General features: G+C 71.2%; 21 protein-coding genes. 5 read left to right on the forward strand and 16 right to left on the reverse strand.

Annotated elements, in window-relative coordinates; all coding sequences use genetic code 11:
* Positions 1-8 precede the first annotated feature (8 nt).
* A complete protein-coding gene (locus ACIQMX_RS33130) occupies positions 9-779 on the forward strand; it encodes a 3-oxoacyl-ACP reductase family protein (protein WP_363068918.1) in 771 nt (256 codons plus the stop codon).
* 80 nt (positions 780-859) lie between these two features.
* Here ACIQMX_RS33130 and ACIQMX_RS33135 read toward each other — a convergent pair whose 3' ends face one another.
* The 13 genes from ACIQMX_RS33135 to ACIQMX_RS33195 all read right to left on the reverse strand — a co-directional run bounded on the left by ACIQMX_RS33135 (position 860) and on the right by ACIQMX_RS33195 (position 14,652).
* Positions 860-2,536 (reverse strand): phytoene desaturase family protein, encoded by a 1,677-nt coding sequence (locus tag ACIQMX_RS33135; protein ID WP_402483703.1) that lies wholly within the window; start codon positions 2,534-2,536, stop codon positions 860-862.
* Positions 2,537-2,599: 63 nt separating this feature from the next.
* Positions 2,600-3,745 (reverse strand): beta-ketoacyl synthase N-terminal-like domain-containing protein, encoded by a 1,146-nt coding sequence (locus tag ACIQMX_RS33140; protein WP_402483705.1) that lies wholly within the window; start codon positions 3,743-3,745, stop codon positions 2,600-2,602.
* Positions 3,742-4,965: a beta-ketoacyl-[acyl-carrier-protein] synthase family protein gene (locus ACIQMX_RS33145; RefSeq protein WP_363068924.1), complete on the reverse strand. Its 1,224-nt coding sequence runs from the start codon at positions 4,963-4,965 to the stop codon at positions 3,742-3,744. Before ACIQMX_RS33145 ends, ACIQMX_RS33140 begins: the two co-directional genes overlap by 4 nt.
* Positions 4,958-5,224, reverse strand: a complete 267-nt coding sequence (locus ACIQMX_RS33150; RefSeq protein WP_148020103.1) for an acyl carrier protein — start codon at positions 5,222-5,224, stop codon at positions 4,958-4,960. The genes ACIQMX_RS33145 and ACIQMX_RS33150 overlap by 8 nt, the downstream gene beginning before the upstream one ends.
* 78 nt (positions 5,225-5,302) lie before the next feature.
* Entirely contained in the window at positions 5,303-5,737 is a 435-nt protein-coding gene (locus tag ACIQMX_RS33155) for an ester cyclase (RefSeq protein ID WP_363068926.1), read from the reverse strand.
* Positions 5,738-5,816: 79 nt separating this feature from the next.
* The gene (gene fabG, locus ACIQMX_RS33160) at positions 5,817-6,521 is read right to left on the reverse strand and encodes a 3-oxoacyl-ACP reductase FabG (RefSeq protein WP_363068928.1); all 705 of its coding nucleotides are present in this window, start codon (positions 6,519-6,521) and stop codon (positions 5,817-5,819) included.
* A 76-nt stretch (positions 6,522-6,597) separates the two neighbouring features.
* Positions 6,598-7,254: an HAD-IA family hydrolase gene (locus tag ACIQMX_RS33165; protein WP_363068930.1), complete on the reverse strand. Its 657-nt coding sequence runs from the start codon at positions 7,252-7,254 to the stop codon at positions 6,598-6,600.
* Entirely contained in the window at positions 7,247-8,290 is a 1,044-nt protein-coding gene (locus tag ACIQMX_RS33170) for an AfsA-related hotdog domain-containing protein (RefSeq protein WP_363068932.1), read from the reverse strand. The genes ACIQMX_RS33165 and ACIQMX_RS33170 overlap by 8 nt, the downstream gene beginning before the upstream one ends.
* A gap of 49 nt (positions 8,291-8,339) precedes the next feature.
* Positions 8,340-9,776: an MFS transporter gene (locus tag ACIQMX_RS33175; protein WP_363068934.1), complete on the reverse strand. Its 1,437-nt coding sequence runs from the start codon at positions 9,774-9,776 to the stop codon at positions 8,340-8,342.
* A complete protein-coding gene (locus ACIQMX_RS33180) occupies positions 9,773-10,900 on the reverse strand; it encodes an SMP-30/gluconolactonase/LRE family protein (protein WP_402483708.1) in 1,128 nt (375 codons plus the stop codon). Before ACIQMX_RS33180 ends, ACIQMX_RS33175 begins: the two co-directional genes overlap by 4 nt.
* A 358-nt stretch (positions 10,901-11,258) precedes the next feature.
* The gene (locus ACIQMX_RS33185) at positions 11,259-12,671 is read right to left on the reverse strand and encodes a DUF2637 domain-containing protein (protein WP_402483710.1); all 1,413 of its coding nucleotides are present in this window, start codon (positions 12,669-12,671) and stop codon (positions 11,259-11,261) included.
* Between the two features lie 178 nt (positions 12,672-12,849).
* On the reverse strand, positions 12,850-13,647 hold the full coding sequence (locus tag ACIQMX_RS33190) for a DUF3558 family protein (protein WP_402483712.1): 798 nt from the start codon (positions 13,645-13,647) through the stop codon (positions 12,850-12,852).
* Positions 13,648-13,773: 126 nt separating this feature from the next.
* Positions 13,774-14,652: a DUF3558 domain-containing protein gene (locus tag ACIQMX_RS33195; RefSeq protein WP_402483714.1), complete on the reverse strand. Its 879-nt coding sequence runs from the start codon at positions 14,650-14,652 to the stop codon at positions 13,774-13,776.
* A gap of 170 nt (positions 14,653-14,822) precedes the next feature.
* On the opposite strand from ACIQMX_RS33195, the gene ACIQMX_RS33200 reads away from it, so the two are divergent.
* The 3 genes from ACIQMX_RS33200 to ACIQMX_RS33210 all read left to right on the forward strand — a co-directional run bounded on the left by ACIQMX_RS33200 (position 14,823) and on the right by ACIQMX_RS33210 (position 18,660).
* Positions 14,823-16,016 carry an RtcB family protein gene (locus ACIQMX_RS33200; RefSeq protein WP_402483716.1) on the forward strand — a complete coding sequence of 398 codons (1,194 nt, stop codon included), beginning with the start codon at positions 14,823-14,825 and terminating at the stop codon, positions 16,014-16,016.
* A 135-nt stretch (positions 16,017-16,151) separates the two neighbouring features.
* Positions 16,152-17,387, forward strand: coding sequence for an FG-GAP-like repeat-containing protein (locus ACIQMX_RS33205; protein WP_402483718.1), 1,236 nt, complete (start codon positions 16,152-16,154; stop codon positions 17,385-17,387).
* A gap of 43 nt (positions 17,388-17,430) precedes the next feature.
* Positions 17,431-18,660 (forward strand): FG-GAP-like repeat-containing protein, encoded by a 1,230-nt coding sequence (locus ACIQMX_RS33210; RefSeq protein ID WP_402483720.1) that lies wholly within the window; start codon positions 17,431-17,433, stop codon positions 18,658-18,660.
* A gap of 37 nt (positions 18,661-18,697) precedes the next feature.
* Here ACIQMX_RS33210 and ACIQMX_RS33215 read toward each other — a convergent pair whose 3' ends face one another.
* Both ACIQMX_RS33215 and ACIQMX_RS33220 read right to left on the reverse strand, forming a co-directional pair.
* A complete protein-coding gene (locus ACIQMX_RS33215; RefSeq protein WP_326660829.1) occupies positions 18,698-19,459 on the reverse strand; it encodes an SDR family oxidoreductase in 762 nt (253 codons plus the stop codon).
* A 54-nt stretch (positions 19,460-19,513) separates the two neighbouring features.
* The gene (locus ACIQMX_RS33220) at positions 19,514-19,849 is read right to left on the reverse strand and encodes a YnfA family protein (RefSeq protein ID WP_326660831.1); all 336 of its coding nucleotides are present in this window, start codon (positions 19,847-19,849) and stop codon (positions 19,514-19,516) included.
* An 88-nt stretch (positions 19,850-19,937) separates the two neighbouring features.
* Here ACIQMX_RS33220 and ACIQMX_RS33225 point away from each other — a divergent pair, with 88 nt between their 5' ends.
* Positions 19,938-20,459: a hypothetical protein gene (locus tag ACIQMX_RS33225; protein ID WP_363068952.1), complete on the forward strand. Its 522-nt coding sequence runs from the start codon at positions 19,938-19,940 to the stop codon at positions 20,457-20,459.
* 143 nt (positions 20,460-20,602) lie between these two features.
* Here the strand turns inward: ACIQMX_RS33225 and ACIQMX_RS33230 are convergent, their stop codons facing one another.
* The gene (locus ACIQMX_RS33230; protein WP_402483723.1) at positions 20,603-22,093 is read right to left on the reverse strand and encodes an FAD-dependent oxidoreductase; all 1,491 of its coding nucleotides are present in this window, start codon (positions 22,091-22,093) and stop codon (positions 20,603-20,605) included.
* Positions 22,094-22,156 lie beyond the last annotated feature (63 nt).

Below are 22,156 nucleotides of genomic sequence, written 5' to 3' on the forward strand. Positions count from 1 at the left end.
GTCCATTGATGAGCCTCGAAGGCCGGGCCGCCCTGGTCACCGGTGGTTCCCGCGGCATCGGACGGGCCATCGCGCTCCGTCTCGCGGCCGACGGTGCCGCGGTCGCCGTGAACTACCGCTCCCGCAAGGACGAGGCCGAGCGGACGGTCGAGGAGATCACCGCCCTGGGAGGGCGGGCGATCGCCCTGCGGGCCGACGTGTCGGACCCGGACGCCGCCCAGCGGCTGGTGGACGAGACCATGGCCGGGCTCGGCGGGCTGCACATCCTGGTGAACAACGCCGGAGTGGCGCGGGACGGGCTCATATTCGACCAGTCGCCCGAGGACTGGTGGGAGGTGCTCAAGGTCAACGTCGGCGGCGTCTACCACTGCACCCGGGCCGCAGCCGGCCACTTCATGTCGCAGCGCGAGGGCAACGTCATCAACATCTCCTCGGTCATGGGCGAGGGCGGCTGGGTCGGGCAGTCCAACTACTCCGCCTCCAAGGGCGCCGTCAACGCCTTCACCCGGGCCGCCGCCGTCGAACTGGCCCGCTTCGAGGTCCGGGTCAACGCGGTCCTCGCCGGGTTCACCGCCACCGACCTGATCGGCGGACTGCTGGAGAAGGACGGCGGCAGGGCCATCAAACGGCAGCTGCCGCTGCGCGAGTTCGCGACCCCCGAGCAGGTGGCCGGCGCGGTGTCCTTCCTGGCCGGCGAGGACTCCACGTACATCACCGGTGAACTGCTGCGCGTGGACGGCGGCTGGGCGGGCCAGCTCGGCCTCGGCCGGGCCAAGTAGGACGGTTGTCCCGCGCGGACGGCGCGGGAACGCGGGAAGCCCCGGGGATTCGCTCCCCGGGGCTTTACGCGTTCCGTCCATCAGCCGATCCGGGCCAGTCCCCGGGCGCCCTGCCGGGCGGAGCCGCGGGAGACGGCCAGCGGGTCCCAGCCCTCCGCACGCTCCGGAAGGAGGTCCGGGTCGCCCAGGAGCGCGCCCCGGTGGACCTCGGCCATCAGACCGCGGCCCAGGAGCTGCCCGGCCAGCGCCATCCCGCCGGCCGCGGAGCCCGTGATGCCGGTGCCGTGCCGGGTGTTGGTCCCCACCATGTGGAGGCCCTCGATGCTGGTGCGGGTGTCGGGACGGCTGCCCGTACCGCCCCACTCGGCCAGCCCGTACGGTGTCCCGCCGGTGGCGAGCGTGTAGCGCTCGTGGGTGATGGGGGTCGCCGTCTCCAGATGCACGATGTGCTCCCGGAACGGGCCGAGCGCCTCCTCCGCGGTGCTCAGCATCGCCTCGGTCAGCTCGGCCTTGCGCCGCTGGTAGCCCTCGTTGCGCCGGTAGCGCTCACCGGCCGCCGGGCCCCGGTCCACACCCCAGTACTCGTATCCGGGCGGACACAGCGTCATCACCTGGAAGTTGCTGTGCCCCGGCGGGCAGACGGCCGCCGTGCCCGGGTCCTTCAGCGAGGCGAACGACGCGAAGAGGAAGGGAACCGGGCTGATGGTCTCCTTCGCCACCTGCTCGTAATAGGCCTCGATGTCGTCGTCCCGGTACCACCACAGATTGGCGTTCGGACGGGCCGGCAGCTCCGTGTCCGTGGCGATGTAGAGCGTGGCCAGCGGCAGCGCCATCTTCGCCTGCCGGGTCCTCGACACCACCCTGCGGCCGAAGTGCTCCTCTCCCACGAGGTCGAACACGGTCCGCGAGTAGTCCGCGTTCGACACCACCAGGGGAGCGCGGTGGACGTCGCCGTCCTTCATCCCCACCCCGGTGACCCTGCCGTCCTCGACGAGGATGCGCTCCACCCGGCTCCTGGTCCGCAGCTCCCCGCCGTGCGCCTCCAGCGCCTCGACCAGCGCCGCGGCGAGCACCTGGCCACCGCCCTCGGGGTAGTACGCGCCCCGCAGATAGTGGTCGGTGACGGCCGCATGGGTGGAGACGGTGGCCTGGCGCGGACCCATCCCGTAGTTGGGCGACTGGGCGGCGAGCACGGTGCGCGCCCGCGGGTCCAGCCCGCAGTGGTCGAACAGCTCGGAGAGCGTACGGCGGCCCCACTCGGCGGTGACCGGGGTACGCGCCAGCAGCTCGGCCAGGGACGGCTCACCGTCCGACAGCATCATCGAACGGGTCTCCGCCCCGACGGCCGCGCAGATCCGGGTGAACCGCTCGATGCCCTCGCGCTGCGAAGGCAGCGCCTGCGTCAGCCGTTTCGTGTACGCCTCCCAGCCCACGGGCACATCGACCGTGAGACCGGGCAGCACGATCCGGTCGAAGCCGCCCCGGTCCATCTCCCGGTAGGTCACCCGGCCGTCGAGGCCCAGCCCCGAGAAGATCGCCGGGAGCAGCCCGCCCGGACCGCAGTCACCCAGGTAGTGCACGCCCACGTCGAACTCGTAGGCCCGGCGGCGGCGGAACACATGGCTGTTCCCGCCCGCCACGTCGTGCTGCTCCAGTACGAGGACGCGACGGCCGCTCACAGCCAGGTACGCCGCACACACCAGGCCGCCCATACCGCTGCCGACGACGACGGCGTCCCACTCATCCCGCTTCACCATGCGGTTCAACCGTCCTGTTCCTGTAGGTCCTGTCTGGAGTTCCAGCACGGGAGAAGGCGGGACTCACGTTCCTGTCGCGGGCCGGACCCGCTCGCGTACGACCAGCGCACCGGCGTTGCCGTCGTGGCCGACCGAGGTGATCAGACCGATGCGGGGCTCCCCGCCGCCCGGGGAGCTCTGCCAGCGGGCGAGGAGCGCCGCGAGCTGCATGGCCCCGCCGGCGCTGTACGTCTCGCCCAGCACCTCGGTGACCCGCACCGGGTCCGGCAGCCGGCCGAGGGCGAGCCGCACGGCCCGCTCCTCCACCCGGTCCAGCCCGATGTGGTCACCGGCGCCCAGGGACACGTCGGCCACGTCCCCGGCCGCCACTCCGCTGCGCTCCAGGGCGCGGCCGATCGCGGTGACCAGGCCGTCCGTCAGGCCGCGGCCGAGCCCGGCCCGCCGGTTGACCCCGGTCCAGCCGAAGAAGCCGACCTCGCAGGCCAGCAGCTCCGCGAGGACCTGCTCACCGGCGGACTCCTCGGCCCTGACGACGAAGACGGCGCTGCCCTCGCCGACCGGAGCGGTCTCCCGCAGCGTTCCCGCGTGGTGCCAGGCCCAGGCCGCCGGGGCGCTGAGCTCCTCGGCGCCGCCGACGAGCAACTCGTCGGCACGGCCCGCCGCCATGGCGAGCCTCGCGTGCCGGAAGGCGTAGAGGCCGGCGCTGCGGCCACCGGCCACCGTGGCGTTCAGGCCCTTGAGCCCGTGCCGGATGGCCATCTGCCCGGCGCTGCAGTTCATGACGCTGCCCGCGAACTTGCCCGGATTGATCAGGTAGGGCTTGTCGAGGGTCAGGGTCTCGTACAGCAGGTCGGAGTAGCCCGCGATGGAGCCGGTGTTGGTGGCCAGCACCACGCCGGTCCTGGCCGGGTCCGTACCGGCCGCCGCCGGCCCCGCCGCTTCGAGGGCCTGCTTGCAGGCGACCAGGCTCAGCTGGGCGAGCCGGTCCAGGTTCTTGATGCCCTTGCGGCCCAGGTGGTCGGCGGCCCTGAAGCCGGGGACGGGCCGCAGCGGACGCGGCGGGTAGGCCTCCGCCCCGGCGACGGACTCCGGCCCGGACACGACGTCGCTGTCCGGCTCTCCGGCCAGGGACGCCAGTCCGTAGCCCGCGCTGGAGACCACTCCGACGCCGACGACCGGCAGGGGCTGGACGGGCGCGGCCGTGGTCACAGGTACCTCCCGAGGATGGTGATGACGTTGTTGCCGCCGAAGGCGAAGCCGTGGTTCTGGACGATCTCCACCCGGGCGTCCCTGCCCCGGCCCGGGACACAGTCCACGCCCGGCCCGAGCTCCGGGTCCGTCTCCACCAGGTTCGCGGTCGGCGGCAGGAAGCCCTCTTCCAGGGCGGTGCAGCAGGCGATGGCGCCGAAACCGCTGGCCGCGCCCATGGTGTGGCCGAGCATCGACTTGATCGAGCTGATCGGGGGCAGCCGGTCGCCGAAGACCTGGCGGACCGCCCGGACCTCCGTCGCGTCGTTGGTCGGCGTGCCGGTGCCGTGGGCGCAGATGTAGTCGATCTGGTCGGGGACGACCCCGGCGTTGCGGTGCGCCTGCTTGATGCACTCCGCGATGCTCGTGGCGTCCGGGTGCACCATGTGGGAGGCGTCGCAGTTCGCCGCGTACCCGAGCACCTCGGCGTAGATACGGGCCCCGCGGGCCAGGGCGTGCTCCAGCGGTTCGAGCAGCAGCGCGGCCCCGCCCTCGCCGGTGATGATGCCCGAACGGTTCGCGTCGAACGGCTGCGGCAGGTCCTGGGCCATGGCGCCCAGGGCGTAGAACCCGGCATGGGTCAGCCGGTTCACGGAGTCGGCGCCGCCGGCCAGCATGAAGTCGGCCTCGCCCAGGCGCACCATGTCGAAGGCGTACCCCAGCGCGTAGTTGCTGGCCGAGCAGGCGGTGGGGATGGTCTGCGCGTCGCCGCTCAGGCCGAGTTCGGCGTTGACGGCGCCCGCGATCTGACCCGCCGGCAACTGCCCGACCAGACGGGGCTCCAGACCCTTCAGGCCCTGGGTGACCCACTGGCCGCCCAGGCTCTGGGCCACCGCGGACTCGCCGCTGGTGGTGCCCATGATGGAGCCGGACCGGCCGGCGGAGAGCAGCAGCGGGTCGATGCCGGAGTCCTCGACCGCCAGCCGGGAGGCGGCGGCGGCCAGGAGCGCGCTGCGGCCCCAGCGGTCCGGTTCGAGGTGGTGCAGGAGGGCGGCCGGGTCGAAGTCGTCGACCTCGGCGGCCTTGCGGCTGGGGAAGGGAGTGGCGTCGAAGCTGCGGGCCGGCCCGATGCCGACCCGGCCCGCCCGGAGGGAATCGGCGAAGTCCCGCACGCCGATTCCGACCGGGCTGACCGCTCCGAGCCCCGTGATGACGACTCGGCGCAAGGTGGGCTCAGGCATTCCGCGCGCATCCCTCGACGGCGAGCAGCAGCGTGCGGAGCGTGGTCAGGGACTCCAGCTCCTCCTTGGGCAGGACGAAACCGAGTTCCTTCTCTATGCGGGAGACCACGGTTATCAGCGTGAGCGAGTCGCTGTCGTAGTCCTCGATGAACAGACCGTCCTCGGTCAGCTCACCGTCTTCCAGTTCCAGTTCCTCGTTGACGATGTCGATGACGCGGGTCCGCAGCTCGGCATCCAGTTCCACGGTCTGCACGGTCATGGTGGGTCCTTTCGTAAGGAGCGAACGTGAAGGGGTGGCGCGACAGGTCTCAGGAAACGGGCCGGAAAGGCCGGGTGGTCAGACGGCGGCCGGGGTCGGCGGCACGAGGGTGATGGCGCCGATCTGCGTCAGCAGCAGCAGGTCCTGGCGGAAGCCCCAGTGCTCGACGACCTTGCCGTTCTCGATCCGGTAGATGTGGGTCTGCTCGACGTCCACGTTGCGTCCGCTCGGCGCCATGCCGAGGAAGTCGCCGGTGTGCTTGCCGGTGAAGCGCAGCCGCAGGACGGCGCGGTCCCCCTCGGAGAAGCTGTCCAGGTGCTCCCACTTGGCGCCCTCGAACGCGCTGTGCACCCAGCGCGCGGTGCCCAGGTAGCCGTACGGGCCGTTCGGGACGCCGGCCTGCGCCTCGTAGTCGACGAAGTCGTCCGCGACGTACTTGAGCGCGGCCTCCTCGCTCAGGTCGTTGAAGATCAGGCCCATGTTGATGGAGAGGTCGAGTGCTTCGGTGCTCATCTGTTTGCTCCTCGAACGGTGGGTGGGAACCCGGGGAGATACCCCGGAAATCTGCTCTTGGCCTGCCGGGCGCGGCTGTTCAGTGCCCGGCGCCCAGGCCGCCGGTCACCGGGATGACCCCGGCGGTCACGTACGAGGCGTCCTCGCCGGCGAGGAAGCGCACGGCCGCGGCCACCTCCTCGGGGGTGCCGGTGCGGGCCAGCGCGGTCCGGGCCAGGGCGGCCTCGCGGCGCGCGTCGGTGACGTGCTCGACCATGTCGGTCTCGATCATTCCGGGGGCCACCACGTTCACGGTGACGTTGCGCCGGCCCAGCTCGATGGCCAGCGAACGGGCGAACCCGATCAACGCGGCCTTCGCGGAGGCGTAGTTGGTCTGCCCCGGTGCGCCGGACATGCTGTTGATGGACGACATGTAGATCAGCCGGCCCCAGCGGGCCTTGATCATCGCCGGGACGACCTCGCGGGTGACGGTGACCGCGGCCTGGAAGTTCGTCTCCATCACGGACCGGAAGTCGTCCTCCGGCATGCCGATCAGCAACTGGTCACGGGTGATGCCCGCGTTGGAGACCAGGATCTCGACGGCCCCCTGCTGGATGGAGACCTCCTCGACGGCGGCCCTCACCTGCCCGGGGTCGGTCACATCGCACCGCACGGCGAAGAAGCCGGGCGGGGGCGGCGTGCTGTGGTAGGTGACGGCGACCTTGTGTCCCTCGGCCGCCAGGGCCCGCGCGGTGGCGAGCCCGATGCCCCGGTTTCCGCCGGTGACGAGTACGGAGCGGCTCATGTGCACTTCCTCCTGGTGAGCTGCCGCGGGACGGCCGGACGGGGCCGGACCGCGGTCGGGTTCGGCGGACGCCGCCTCATGAGACGTCCTCCCACAGGGACGCGAGCTGCTCGCCGGCGCTCGCGGCGTCGACGAAGAGCACCGACTGCCAGCCGGCCGCCTCCGCACCCGCGCAGTTCTGCGCGAGGTCGTCCACGAGCACACAGCGCTCCGCGGGCACGCCCGCCCGTCGCGCGGCGAGCTCGAACATGCCCAAGGACGGCTTGCGGTGGCCCACCTCGAACGACAGGATCACGTCGTCCCAGAGCCCGTCGGGCTCGATCATGCGCCGCCAGTACGGGTCCCAGGCGGGCACCATGTTGGAGAGCATCCCGACGAACGCCCCGCGCTCGCGCGCCTTGCGCAACTCGGCCAGCCAGGCGTGGTTGGTCTCCCGCCCGTCGAACCAGGCGTCCGCCATCGTGGTGAGGCGGAGCGTCACACCGTGCTCGGCCTCCAGCACATCGCCGACCTCCTGGAGCCACGCCTCCTCGGTCACCACCGGGGTGTCGATCGGCTCCATGATGTCGCTGGTGCCGTAACGGGCGGTGACCGTGGCCAGCGCGCGGCCGAGGACCTCCTGATCGAGGCCCATCGAGGCGCAGAACGTCTTCATCGTGTGGGCGAGCGGCGGGGTGAGGACCCCGCCGAAGTCCGACCAGACGGCCAGACGCGGTGGTGCGGTGTCAGACATGACGGCTCCTGGAGGATCCGTGGAGGTGGGAGACATCGGCCACGGTGACGGTGAGCTCCGCGATCTCGGCTGCGTCCTGGTGGAATCGGACCCGCACCGCGTGCTGCCCGGCATCCGCCGGAGCCGGCGTCGCGGTCGCCGTCAGGGGCACGTCCAGCTCCGCGAAACGCTCGAACCCGCCCTCGTAACCGACGGCACACAGCGCACCCGAGCCGGACGCCGCCCGGCCGGACCCGGCGGACGCCACCGTCAGCAGCGCCAGCTGGCGCGCCGCCTCCACCAGCGTCATGGCCGGCAGATGGTCGTAGACGTGGTCGAACAGCGCCGGGTTGTCGAAGCGCGGCGCGACCCGGGCCGTGACGGAACCCGCGGTGAACTCCGGCTCCGCGAGCACGACGTTCAACGGGTTGTCACGGCCCACCAGCTCCGGCGCCACCCGCACGGCGACACCCGGCACCTCGGTGAAGTCCGAGCTCAGCGGCGCGGGCGTGCCGCGCTGCGCATGACGCAGGATCTCGTTCTCGTCCCCCTTGAGGAAGAGGACGTCCATGGAGTGATCGGCCACGTGCACGTCACCCATGAAGACCCGCTGCTCCAGCCGGCCCTTGCGGTAACGCCCGCTGTGCCGGGCGGTCTTGCCGAAGAAGTCCGTGTCGACCCTCGGCGGGCCCGGCTCCCCGCCGATCCGCAGCGCGTGCAGATTCCGCAGGGAGAACCGGAAGGCGTGCACGATGGCCAGGGTCCCCGCCGGAACACCGGCGTTCGTGTGGGAACCGGCGATCGCCGACTGCCGGCCCGCCTCCAGCAGCAGCAGGGAGTCGTGCAGCTTCGGCTGCTGCCGGTGGTCGCTGTAGTAGAGGTGGGTGAGCGGCAGGTGGATGCCCGCGGTCACCGCCATCGGCCGCAGACTCCTGACGTCCGTGACGAAGACCTCGGAGATGGCGGAACGGTGGGCGAGCGAGCGCTCGATCGTGCGGCCGTACTCGATCGCCGGAGCCACGGACGTCGCGGCGTCTTCCAGCACCTGGGTGGTCATCGGTTCCTCCGAACCAGATCTCGGGGTGGTCTGCCGGGCCTCGGACCGGTCAGCCGACCGGGACCGACACCTGGCTCTCCTCGGCCGCCTCGTCGCCGGCCCGTTCCGCGCTGCGGCGGATGAGCATGCCGCTCACCGCGCCGACCATCACGACGGCCACACCGATCCACAGAGCGGCCACCAGACCGTCGGTGAACGCCGCGGCCGGATCGCCCGAGGTGTTGTCGGCGAACTGACGGCTGAACACGGTGGTCAGTGCCGCCACACCCAGCGCGCCGCCGAACTCACGGCTGGTGTTGTTGGCGCCGGACGCCTTGTTCTGCTCGTTCTCCGGCACCGCCGAGATCACCGTGGCGGGGTTGCCCGCGAAGACCAGGCCCATACCGATACCGGCAAGTGCCAGCGCCGGCACCAGGGCGCCGTATCCGACGTCGGGCGTGGCGACCAGGGCGATCCAGCCCAGCCCGACGCCCTGGAGGGCGCAGCCCGCCGCCTGGAGCACACCGCCGCCGATCCGGTCCACGAACTGGCTGGCCACCGGCACCACGAACATCGGCGCCAGCGTCCACGGGATGGTGCGCAGCCCCGCCTCGAACGGCGAGTAGCCCATGGGGCCCTGGAGGAACTGCGTGAGGAAGAAGATCGACCCGAAGACACCGAAGTACATCGTGATCGACACCACGTTGCTCAGCACGAACGCCGGCGCGCGGTACATGTGCGTCGGAATGAGCGGGTACCTGCTGTTCCGCTCGGACAGGATGAACCCCACCGCCAGGACCACCGTCAGGGACAGCCCGGTCAGCGTGTTGGCGTGCGTCCAGCCGTGGTCCGCGGCCGAGACGATGCCCCAGACCGCCGACACGACCGACGCGGTCACCAGCACCATGCTCGGGACGTTCAGGCTCCGCTCCTTGCCGCGGCTCTCACCGACCGCCCACAGGGCGAGCGGCAGAGCGATCACGCCGACCGGCACGTTGATCCAGAAGATCCAGCTCCACTCGATCTTCTCGGTCACCAGACCGCCCGCGAGCGGACCCGCCGCGATCCCCAGACCGTTGACACCGCCCCACACACCGACGGCCAGATTCCGCTGCGCCCGCGACACCGCGCCCACGGCCAGCGTCAGCGAGACCGGGAGAATGGCCGCCGCACCCGCGCCCTGGAACACCCGGGCGATGACGAGCGTCACGACCGAACCGGCCATCGCACACGCCACGGACGACAGCGTGAACAGGGCGATGCCGCCCAGGAACACCCGGCGGCGCCCGAACCGGTCACCCAGCGCCGCACCCGCCAGCAACAGACCGGCGAAGGCCAGCACATAGCCGTTCATCACCCACTGCAGCTCCGACTGCTTCACGTCGAAGTCCTGGCTGATCTCCGCCAGCGCGTTGGTGACGACGAGATTGTCCAGCGAGACCATGAACATGGGCAGGGACGTGGCCACCAGCGCCCACAGAACGCCTCGGCTCCTGGTTGTCGTCATCGGAGGATCCCCTTACCGCTCGTGGAGGTGCTGCTCGTGAAGTGGCCCTGGGCGTCGCGGCCGTGGAGCACCGGGCCCGGGCAGGGAAGGCGGCGCAGGACGATACGGTCGGAGGTCTCCCCGACCAGCACCGTCCCCACCTCACCGCTGAGCACGTAGTCGCCGTACGGCGTCACCGCCACCGTCGTCGGGCCGCCGACCGGCCACGGGTCCACCCGCGAGCGGACCGACGCACTGCGCCAGCCGTCACGCGAGCCCACGACCTTGACGGCGTCCACACCGCCGGGCGCGCCGACGGCGGCACCGATGGAGTTGGTGACGACCACCAGGGAGCCGTCGGCACGCAGACCGAGCCCGTCCGTACCCACCAGCGGCTCGGCGAGGTCCACCTCGGCGACCTTGCGGCCGGCCGGGGCGTCGGGACGGATCCGGAACATCCGGCCGTCGTCGTAGCGAACGGCCAGCAGGTAGCCGTCCGGATGCCACACGATGCCGTTGAGGCCGACGATCTGCGCGGCGAACCGGGGGTCGCTCACCACCGGGGTGACATGACCGGCGAGGTCGATCCGCTGCAAGATCTGCGACACGGAGTCCGTGACGTAGATGTTGCCCTGCGGATCGAACGTCAGGTCGTTGGCGAACGTCCGCGGGAGCCCTTGGGCGACATCGATACGGCGCTGCAGCTTGCCGGTGTCCAGGGCGAAGACGGCCACACCCGAGGTCGGGGGCTGGTCGCCGACCTCCAGGCGCTGGCGGATCCAGAAGTCGCTGTACGCGACGAGGATGCGGTTGCGCGCGGTGTCCACCCGGACGCCGAGCGTGGACACCATGCCGATGCTCGGCGCGAGCTCCTCGACGGTGCCGTCCAGCCGGATCACCGAGAGGCTGCCCTTGAGGGCGGAGCCGACCAGGAAGGCACGGCGCGTGGGGTCCCAGGCGACGCCCTCCGGGTAGACGTCGGCCGCCCGGGTGTTGATCACGTCCGGCCCGGTGTGTCGGCCGGCGGCCGAGGACGCCGGGGCGGGCGAATGCGCCAGGGCGGGGGCCGGGAGGGCCATCGGCGCGATCGCCGTGAGAACGGCCGCGGAGGCGAGCACGGCTCTTAGCGGAAGGGCGCGGGACACGGGGTTCCTCTCATGGTGGGCCGGCGGAATCCGGATTCCGTGAAGCGAGGGGAAACGGGGACACGGAGCGGACGAATTCCGGCGGCGCGACGGACAACGCGAAATCGATTGATTTCCGTGCCGTGCGAATCGCCGGGGGCGTTTCCACTGCGGCACACCATCGAATCTAGGTCGGCCGCCGCACGATATGTAGAGGACCTAGGACGTACCGGGAATGCCTCTTTCGAGACATTCCCGGGCCTCGGTGATCCGCGTGGACCTGCACAAACGAGAACGGCCGAGGGCCGTCACCCCGGTGATACGGGGGACGGCCCTCAGCCGTTCTCGGTGCTTTTCCCGACGCCGTTCTCCGGCCGGGTCACGCGATGTGGTCGGCCTCCAGCTCGGCGTGGTAGCGGTTCTTGAAACCCTGGATCAGCTGGCGGAGCAGAGCCGCACTGCGCGGGTGCCGCACGTTGTGCCCGTCCGACAGATGTATGTCGAGAACCTCGATACTGGGATACGTGCTGTGCTGGGTCACGAACGCGGCGAAGACCTCGTACGCGATCTCGCTGAACTCCGCGTCCTCCTGCGCCCACTCCTCGGCCCACTCGTCGGCGGCCTCCACGACGGGCCTCGGCTGCTGCTCCTGCACCGGGAACTGCTCCTGCACCGGCTCCTGCGCCTCGGCGGCCTCGCCGGCCGCGGGGGCCATCGGCATCTGCTCCGTACGCTGGCCGGGCACCGCACCGATCGTGCCGACGTTGCCCAGCGGCCGCGTACGGCCCCCGGGGCCCGACGGGATCATCACCGGCGTGGGCTCCAGGCCCTCGACGTACATCGGGTTGTACGAGCCCTCGTACGCCCCGTCCGGAACCTGCGCCGCGAACCACGGGCTGTCGTGCGCGCCGGGACCCTCCGGGAGCTGCTGCTCCTCGGCCCACTCCCCGGGCACCGTCTTGGCGTACTGCTCCTGCTGACCCGGCTGCTGCGGGTCCTGCGGGTCCTGCTGGTCCTGTGCGTTCTGCTGCGGCGCGGACGTGAGCTCCGGCTGCGGGGCCGTCTCCGCGACGGCGGCCTGGGCCGTGGCGGGGGCCGGGGGCAGCAGGGCCGGTTCGATGCCGGCGGCGGCGAGTCCGGCGGGGCCGGTCTCGGCGAGCGGGACGCCGTACTTGGCGAGACGCAGCGGCATCAGGGACTCGACGGGTGCCTTGCGGCGCCAGTTGCGGCCGAAGCGGGCCTGGAGGCGGGCCTGGTAGATCAGCCGGTCCTGTTCGAGCTTGATGACCTGCTCGTAGGAGCGCAGCTCCCACAGCTTCATCCGCCGCCACAGCCGGAACGTCGGCACCGGGGAGAGCAGCCAGCGGGTGAGGCGGACGCCCTCCATGTGCTTGTCCGCGGTGATGTCGGCGATCCGGCCCACCGCGTGACGGGCGGCCTCGACGGAGACGACGAACAGGACCGGGATGACGGCGTGCATGCCGGTGCCCAGCGGGTCGGGCCAGGCGGCGGCGCCGTTGAACGCGATCGTCGCCGCGGTCAGCAGCCACGCGGTCTGCCGGAGCAGCGGGAACGGGATGCGCAGCCAGGTCAGCAGGAGGTCCAGCGCGAGCAGGACGCAGATGCCGGCGTCGATGCCGATCGGGAAGACGATCGAGAAACTGCCGAAGCCCTTCTGCTCGGCGAGCTCGCGCACGGCCGCGTACGAGCCGGCGAAACCGATCGCCGCGATGAGCACCGCACCGGCGACCACGAGCCCGACGAGTATCCGGTGAGTGCGTGTCAGCTGCATCGCGGCCACCCGCGACCCCTCCCCAATTCTTTGTCCCCGACGTCCGTTCCAGCAGGACGACTTCGAGATCCGGCGGGCACAGCCTGGCACATGCCGGAGCGGGGTGTCGCGCGGGGAGGGGCGAAGCCCGGTTCCCAGGGCGAGGACCGGGCTTCGTCGCAGGAGAGGGCGGGGGCGGTCAGTCCGTCTTCGTGGCGGAGGCGGAGGCCTTGGCCGAAGCGGACCGGGACGGCTTCGGCGAGCCGCTCGGCTCTCCGGCGTCGTTGGCGGCGGCCACCGAGGCGACCGCTTCGCCGGCGGCCTTCTCGGCGCCCTTCAGGATGTCCGCGGCGGACGGGGTCTTGGCGCCCGCGTAGCCGGCACCGTTGTAGTTGACGGTGACGACGACGTTGCCCGTACGGGCGATGACCGTCGCGTACTTGAAGTCCTCACCCGTCTTGGTGAGGTCGTACGTGACCTTGGTGGCCTCTTCGCCGATCGAGCCGGCGGGGGCGGGGGCGGTGGCGAGCTTCTTCGCACCCTCGGCGGCCTGGGCCTTGCTGACCTGCTTCGTGTAGTCCGCCTGGGCCCGGTCCGCGCCGCTGCCCAGGGCCTGGTCGGACGTGAAGCGGGTGAAACCGACGTCGAGCCAGCGGTACTGGGAACCCTTGACGCCGTTGTCGTCGAGGCCGTTCCAGGAGCAGCCGCCGCGGGCGGCGGTGTCGCTGGACTTGCCGCGCGTGCCGCTCTTGTTCTTGGCCGACGGGACCAGGGACTTGACCGTCTTCGCGGTGATCGACTTGCACGGGTCGGGCAGCTCGGCGAACTTCGCCGGCGCGACGGCCGCTTCTGTCTTCGTCGCGTCCGGTGCGGCGGACGACGAGGAGGCGTCGTCCTTCTTGCCGTCGGAGTCCGACGAGCAGCCGGCGACGACGAGCATCACCGGGACGGCGGCGCAGGCGAGTATGCGGGTGAGTCGCGGGGCTGATCGGTGCATGGTTCCTTCACTCGGGTGGCGCGGCGGTCGGGCGGGTGGTCCGGAGGGCCACGGTACGACGGACGGGTCCCGGATGCCGCCTCGGCCGGGGGACCCGGGGGCGGCCCGTGGCGGCCGGGGGCGGGGCTACTCGCTGAGTCGGTCGACCAGCTTCTCGCCCAGTGCCTGGGCCTTCTCCTGCAGTTCCTTGCTGTCGGGGACCTCGGTGGGGACGGCGGGCTGCGCGGTGTACCGGATGGTGACGATGACGTTCGATGTGCGGAATACCACGCTCACCGTGCGGTGCTGTGCGGTGGAACCTGCCGGGGTGAGCAGATCGTCCAGGAACGCGCTGTCTCCGAGCGTGTCGAGGACGCGGGGCCGGAGGTTCTCGGCGGGGCTGCCGGCCGTGCCGCCGTCCGCGGCGTCACCCGTGCCGGCGCCCGTGTCGCCGCTCGGGCTGCTGCCCGGATCGGCTCCGGCGACGGACGTCGCGTCCGTCTTCCCGTCGGCGCCCGGCTTGCCCGTCGGGGGACCCTCGGGCGAGACCGCGCCCTTCCCCGGCTCCTTCTCCGTGTCGTCGGGCGGCAGGGAGACCGAGGGAAGGTCCGCGGCCTCCTCCTTCTTCGCGTACACCTCGCGGGCGCGGTCGTCGTCGCTCACGGCCGGGTCGTACGAGACGACCCGCTCGAAGTCGACGGTGACGCTGCGGGAGGCGTCGGCCGCCTCGGACTTCCAGCTGCAGCCGACGCGGCGGTCCGTGTCGAACGTTCCGGAGGGCGTGCCCTCGTACACCTGCTCCTGCTGGGCCTCGGGCAGTTGCGCGGCGCCCGGCAGCAGGTCCTTCAACGTGGCGAGCGGGATGGCGCGGCAGGCCTCGGGAAGGGTGCGGTACCTGCCCGGGGGCGCGGCGGAGGCGGCCAGGGTGCCGGGCTTGCTGTCGGTGGCGGATGCGTCGCCTTCGGTGCCGGCACTGCAGCCGGCAACGAGTGCCGCGATCAGCACGGCGCCTGGTACGTACGCCATTCGTCGCACGGTCCTGGGCTCCCTTCGCGCGAAAAACGGTTGCCGCTCGATGGCGGCCGGTGGACACAATGTGTATCGCACGCGCCGCCGTGAACGCCGGTCGACCGACTCTTTTGCCGACCTTGGCACCGGTTTTGCGCTTTCAGTCTTTTCGGGGGAATCGAGGGGTTATGTCGTATGTAGAGGTGCCGGGAGCGAAGGTCCCCATCCGCATGTGGGCCGATCCGGCTTCGGTCGAGGACGTCGCCATGCAGCAGCTGCGCAACGTCGCCACCCTGCCATGGATCAAGGGCCTGGCCGTGATGCCGGACGTCCACTTCGGCAAGGGCGCCACGGTCGGCTCGGTGATCGCGATGCACGGAGCGGTCTGCCCGGCGGCGGTGGGCGTGGACATCGGCTGCGGAATGTCCGCGGTCAGGACGTCGCTGACCGCCAACGACCTGCCCGGGGACCTGTCCCCGCTCCGGTCGAGGATCGAGCAGGCCATTCCGGTGGGCCGGGGTATGCACAGCGACCCGGTGGACCCGGACCGGCTGCACGACCTCGCGGTGCCGCGCTGGGACGACTTCTGGGCGCGGTTCGACGGGGTGGCCGATGCGGTCAAGTTCCGTCAGGAACGTGCCATAAAGCAGATGGGAACGCTTGGCGGGGGGAATCACTTCATCGAGTTCTGTCTCGATGAGGAAGATTCGGTCTGGCTGATGCTGCACTCCGGGTCGCGGAACATCGGCAACGAGCTGGCCGACTTCCACATCGGCCGGGCACAGCAGCTGCCGCACAACCAGGACCTGGTAGACCGTGACCTGGCGGTCTTCCTCGCGGACACCCCGCCGATGCAGGCCTACCGAAACGACCTCTTCTGGGCGCAGGAGTACGCGAAGCTCAACCGTGCGGTCATGATGGCGCTCTTCCAGGACGTGGTCCGCAAGGAGTTCAAGAAGGCCAAGGTGACCTTCGAACCGGTCATCTCCTGTCACCACAACTACGTGTCGGAGGAGCGGTACGACGGCATGGACCTGCTGGTCACCCGCAAGGGTGCCATCCGGGCAGGCTCCGGTGACTTCGGCATCATCCCGGGCTCCATGGGCACCGGCTCGTACATCGTGAAGGGCCTCGGCAACGAGAAGTCCTTCAACTCGGCCTCGCACGGCGCGGGCCGGAAGATGAGCCGGAACGCCGCAAGGCGTCGCTTCTCCACGAAGGACCTGGAGGATCAGACACGGGGCGTGGAGTGCCGCAAGGACTCCGGCGTCGTCGACGAGATCCCGGGCGCCTACAAGTCGATCGAGAAGGTCATCGACCAGCAGCGCGACCTGGTGGAGGTCGTCGCGAAGCTGAAGCAGATCATCTGCGTGAAGGGCTGAGCGCGGTGGCGCGGGAGCGGTGTCCGGGAACCGGAATGCCGGGTGTCTCACCGACCCCTTACTATTCGGGCACTTCGGCTGCGCATCAGTGAGTGGTGCGCAGGCCGCTCTGCACCATTTCTGGGGGGAAACCGAGTGCGTAGCCAACTTTCCCGCGCCCTACGCGGCGTGCTCACGACCGGTGCTGTCGCGGGCGTGTTCGCCGCGGCCGTCACCGTGCCGGCCGAAGCGGCGAGCGGGTACGACCGCTGTCCGTGGGGAGACCTGTGTGTGTTCAGCGCGCCCTTGGGCCAGGGCCAGATGCTCGTCGTCAAGCAGAGCAGGCTGACGCTCGGCTCGTGGGACAACCGCATCCGTTCGTTCGCCAACTACACCGACTGGGCCGTGTGCTTCAACACCCTGCCGAACCTGGACCCGAGGGGCGAGGCCACCCACTCGTACGCGGGCAGTGAATCCTTCGACGAGAGCTCGACGCCCCAGCTCGACAGGACCGTCAGCTCCCTGGACGTCGGGCCGGAGGCGGACTACTTCTGCGGCGCGGGCGAGAGCCGGTACGCCACGTACAACTGGGACTACGGACCCAAGGCCCGCCCTGCGGGGCAGCCGGCCTCCGCCGCCTTCGGGGACGTGAACTCCGACGGGTTCGCCGACCTGCTGTCCCGTAACAAGTTCGGACAGCTGTGGTCCTCGCACACCTACGAATCGGGCAGCCGGGACCGGCTGGTGGGCGCCGGCTGGAGCGCCATGAACAAGCTGACCCGGCACGGCGACCAGAACGGCGACGGCAAGGAGGACCTGTTCGCCCGTGACACGTCCGGCGTGCTGTGGTTCTACCCGGGCCGCGGCGACGGCAGCTTCGGCGTACGGTCCCGGGTCGGCGGCGGCTGGAACACCATGCGCGACCTGGTCGCGGCCGGAGACCTCACGGGGGACGGCAAGGGGGATCTGCTCGCCTCCGACGGGGCGGGCACGCTGTGGACGTACCCCGGCAACGGCAGGGGTGTCCTCGGCGCCCGCAAGAAGGTCGGCGGCGGGTGGAAGGCCATGAACGAACTGGTCGGCGCCGGAGACATGAACAGCGACAAGCGGGCCGACCTGGTGGCCCGGGACACCGCTGGCCGGCTCTGGTTCTACCCGGGCAACGGCAAGGGTGCCTTCGGGGCCCGCAAGCTCATCGGGACCGGGGGCTGGAACGCGCTCACGGAACTCGCCGGACTGGGCGATGTCACCGGGGACGGCCGGCCCGACCTGATCGCGCACGCCCCGTCGCAGACCGGCATCCGGGTCTACCCCGGCACCGGTGCGGCGAACGGTGGCCTCAAGACCGCGAAGACCTTCGGTGAGGTCGCGAAGGCCACCTTCGTCTTCTGACCGGTCCCCCGGCCCACTTCCCAACGAAACGGAGTCCGCTCGCATGCGTGGAACCATCCCGGGCCGCCGTGCGGCCGCCACTGCCGTGGCCCTGGCAGCATCACTGGCCGCCCTGGTCACCGCGGCCCCGCAGGCCGCCGCGGCCGACGGAGAGGCCCGCTGCCCCTCGGGGAAGCTCTGCCTCTTCCAGTACAGCTACTACACCGGCCAGATGAAGACGCTCACGGGCAGCCAGTCCAGCCTGGGGACCTTCAACGACAGGACATCCTCGCTCGTCAACAACAGCCGGATGTGGGTCGTCGCCCACACCGCGGCGAAGTTCGGCGGTGACACCCTGCTCCTGGAGCCGCACGCGGGCGGGCTCGACCTCACCGGTGGCAGCTTCGGCAAGGTCTGGGACAACAACATCGGCTCCGTGCGCATGGCGACGACGGAGTACGAGGTCACCCAGGGCGTCGCGTGGCTCGACTGGGGGCCGAAAGAGAAGCGGCCCGCCGGGCTGCCCGCCGCCGCCCAGTTCGGCGACCTGAACAACGACGGCGTCTCCGACGGGCTGGAGCGTGCGGACGACGGCCGTCTCTGGTCCATGTCCGGGGTGACCGGCGCGGACTGGCAGACCAAGGGCAAGCTCGTCGGCGGCGGCTGGAACGTCATGACCCAACTGGTCCGGCACGGCGACTACAACGGTGGTGGCAAGGAGGACCTGTTCGCCCGTGACACGTCCGGCGTGCTGTGGTTCTACCCGGGCCGCGGCGACGGCACGTTCGGCGCACGGGTCAGGGTCGGCGGCGGCTGGAACACGATGTACGAGATCAGCGCCGCGGGTGACCTGAACGGTGACGGCCGCCGCGATCTGCTGGCCCGCGACAAGGCGGGGGTGCTGTGGCTGTACCCCGGCAACGGCAAGGGCGCCTTCGGCCACCGGAAGGTGTCCGGCACCGGCGGCTGGAACGCCATGAACCAGCTCGTCGCACCCGGCGACTTCAACGGTGACGGCAGGAGCGACCTGCTGGCCCGCGACAAGTCCCGGGGTCTTTACCTGTACCCGGGCAACGGCAGGGGCGGATTCGGCGTACGCAAGAAGCTGCCGTACGCCTGGCCCTCCGACGCGCCCGTCATCTCGACCGGTGACGTGACCGGCGACGGCCTGTCCGACATCATGCGGCCCATCGATTACCAGGTGCACGTCTACCAGGGCAACGGCAAGGGCTCCATCAGCGGCCCGTACCCGGACATGTCCTGGGACACCGCACCGCGTGTCCGCCTGTTCTGACCCCCGGTGTGAGGGCGCACCCGTTGCCGGTGAGCCCTCACACCGTGCGGTGCACCTTCGAGTTGGAGGCCTGGGCGCGGGGGCGGACCACCAGGAGGTCGATGTTCACGTGGCTGGGGCGGGTGATGGCCCAGGTGATCGTGTCGGCCACGTCGTCCGCGCTGAGCGGGGCGTCGACGCCCGCGTAGACCTTGGCGGCCTTCTCGGTGTCGCCGCGGAAGCGGGTGGTGGCGAACTCCTCCGTCTTGACCATGCCGGGGGCGACCTCGATGACGCGGACCGGAGTGCCGACGATCTCCAGGCGGAGGGTCTCCGCCAGGACGTGCTCGCCGTGCTTGGCGGCCACGTAGCCGCCGCCGCCCTCGTACGTGGAGAGGCCGGCGGTGGAGGACAGGATGACCACCGTGCCGTTCCCGCTCGCGGTGAGGGCCGGGAGCAGGGCCTGGGTGACGTTGAGCGTGCCGATGACGTTGGTCTCGTACATCTGGCGCCAGTCCGCCGGGTCCCCGGTGGCCACGGGGTCGGCGCCGAGCGCGCCGCCGGCGTTGTTGACGAGGACGGCGAGGGTGCGGAACGCGGTGGCGAACTCGTCGACCGCGGCGCGGTCGGTGACGTCCAGGGCGTAGGCGGTGGCCTCGTGGCCCGCCTCGGTGATCTCGGCGGCGAGCGCCTCGATGCGGTCCTTGCGGCGGGCGGTCAGCACCACGCGGAATCCGGCTGCCGCCAGCTGCCGGGCGGTCGCGGCACCGATGCCGCTGCTCGCTCCGGTGATGACGGCGATGGGGGATGCGGCGGCCATGGCGGGCTCCTCGGGCAGCTGATCGGTAGGGGCCCAGGATAGGCAGGGGCGTGGTCAGTGGTTGCGGGGGGCGTACATGATCACGGCCATGCCGGCCAGGCAGATCAGCGCACCCGTCACGTCCCAGCGGTCGGGCCGGTAGCCGTCGGCGGCCATGCCCCAGGCGATCGACCCCACGACGAAGACCCCGCCGTACGCGGCGAGCACCCGCCCGAACTCGCCGTCGGGCTGGAGGGTGGCGACGAAACCGTACGTGGCCAGGGCGATGATGCCCCCGCCGATCCAGGCCCAGCCGCGGTGTTCCCGGACCCCTTGCCACACGAGCCAGGCGCCGCCGATCTCGAACAGGGCGGCGACGACGAAGAGGGCGATGGAGCGGAGGACGGACATGGGGGAAGCGTGCCATGGGTGCGGAGCCGAGACGCGCCGAACCAGTGGGTAAATATGGATAATTCGTGATGATCTGTATCTTCAGGGCATGGTAGTGACGCGTAAGGCTCTGCTGGGGGTGGCCGCTGCGGCGGCGATGGCGTCGACGGTGGCGCTGGGTGTGGGCGGGACGGCCGCGGCCGTCGGCGCGCCCTTCGGTACGCCTGCGGCGCGGAACATCGCGCCGGAGGCGGATGTCTCGCTCCACGGGCATGTCTCGCTGTGGGGCACCGGCCTCGGGATCTGGCTGCGCAGCGAGAACCGCGGGCCGGCGGATCTGGACGGAGCGACCGTGCGGCTGCGGATCTCCGTACCGCTGGCGGGCCGCCAGCAGCTGCCGCAGGAGTGCCTGCGCTCCGGCCCGGCGACGGTGCTGTGCCGGACGGGCGCGCTGCACGCGGACGGCTCCGAGCAGCGGCAGCTCGCCCTCGAACTCCAGCTCGCGGGCCGGCCGGCCGAGGTGGTCGTCCGCATCGACACCGTGTGGAACGGCGGGGCGACGGACCGGAACGCGAAGAACAGCCGGCACGAGGTGCTTGCTCCCGCCACGGGGGACGAGTACGTGTTCTGAGCGGTCTGAGCGGTCTGAGCGGTCTGAGCGGTCTGAGCGGTCTGCGCTGCCTGTGCTGTCTGCGCTGCCTGAGTGGTCTGTGTGCTTTGTGCGGTCTGCGCTGCGTGTGTGGTCTGCGCGTGGGTCTGTGTGCGCGGGCCGGTTCATCGGGCCAGGGCGGCCGTGAGGACCGCGGGGTCGGTCCGGTCGCCGGCCCAGGCCACGTATCCGTCGGGGCGGACCAGGAGGGCTGTGGTCCGGTCGCCCGTCCAATGGGCGTGCACGATCCGCGCCGGTGACACGGGCGTGGGTACTCCGGCAGGAGTGACGAGCACGAAGGCGCCCTCGCCCAGCAGTTGGTGCAGACGTCCCTCCATCAGGCCGAGGTCGGGGGCGCGCTTTCCGGTGAGCCGGTGCGTACCGTGCGGAGCCGCATAGCCGATCCCGATGCCGGAGATCATGCCGATGGCCCGGTCGGAGGCGGGGCGGACGGCGGACAGCCCCCGGGTGACCAGAGCCCTGACGGTCCGCTGGAGCGGGCTGTGGGCCATCGCGAGGCGGACGATCGCGCCGCTGGCGCGGAGCACCTTGGCGCCGACCGGGTGCCGTTCGGCGTGATAACTGTCCAGGAGCGCCTCGGGCGCTGCGGTGTGCCCCCGCACTACGGCGGCCAGCTTCCAGGAGAGGTTGGCGGCGTCCTGGAGGCCGGTGTTCATGCCCTGTCCGCCCGCGGGTGAGTGGACGTGCGCGGCGTCCCCGGCGAGGAAGACCCGTCCGCTGCGGTACGCGGGCACCTGGCGTTCGTCGCTGTGGAAGCGGGAGATCCAGCGCGCGCCGTGCATCCCGTAGTCGGTACCGAACGCACGGCGTGCGATCTCGCGGAGCTCGCCGAGCTCGACCGGGTCGCTGTCGGCCGCCTGATGGGTGCGGTCCCAGCCCATGACGCGGTACCAGCCGTCGCCGAAGGGGGCGATGAACGCGAAGGCGTCCCCCACCCCGTTGACGGTCAGGAGGGCGGCGGGCTCTTCGGCGAGGCGGACGTCGGCCAGGACGATGGACCGGATCACGGACTCGCCCGGGAAGGGGAGCCCCAGAGCCTGGCGCACCGAGCTGCGCACCCCATCGGTGCCCACGACATAGCGCGCCGTGAGCGTGCTCCGCGTGCCGTCCGTCTCGCGGATGCCGGTGGTGACCGTGTCCGCGCTCGCTGCCTGGTCCAGGTCCGTCAGCTCCGCCCCGTACCGCAGGTCCGCCCCGGCGGTGCGGGCGCGGCGCTCCAGCAGGCGCTCGACCTCGTACTGCGGAGTGATCAGGAGGAACGGGAACCGGGTGCGCAGCCGGGAGAGATCGAGGCCGAGCCGGCCGAAGAGGCGGAGCGAGGTGAGGGTGGTGCCGGTCTTGATCAGCTCGTCGGCGAGTCCGCGGGTGTCGAGCAGTTCGAGTGTGCGGGCGTGGACGGCGAAGGCCCGGGTGACGTTTCCCGCCTCGTGGCGCCGGCGCTCGACGACAGTGACCGACAGGCCTTGGGCGGCCAGGTCGCCCGCGAGCAGCAATCCGGTGGGGCCGGCGCCCACGACGAGTACGTCGACGCCGGGGGTGGGGGTGGAGGTGAAGTCGCGGTCCGTGCTGGTGCGGGTGCCGGAGCTGCTGTTCATGGCGGTCTCCCTGATACCAATTGCCAACGCTTGTGGGTCAACGGTTGTTGGCAATTCTGGACT

It is taken from the genome of Streptomyces sp. NPDC091416, from assembly GCF_044756845.1.
GTDB lineage: Bacteria > Actinomycetota > Actinomycetes > Streptomycetales > Streptomycetaceae > Streptomyces.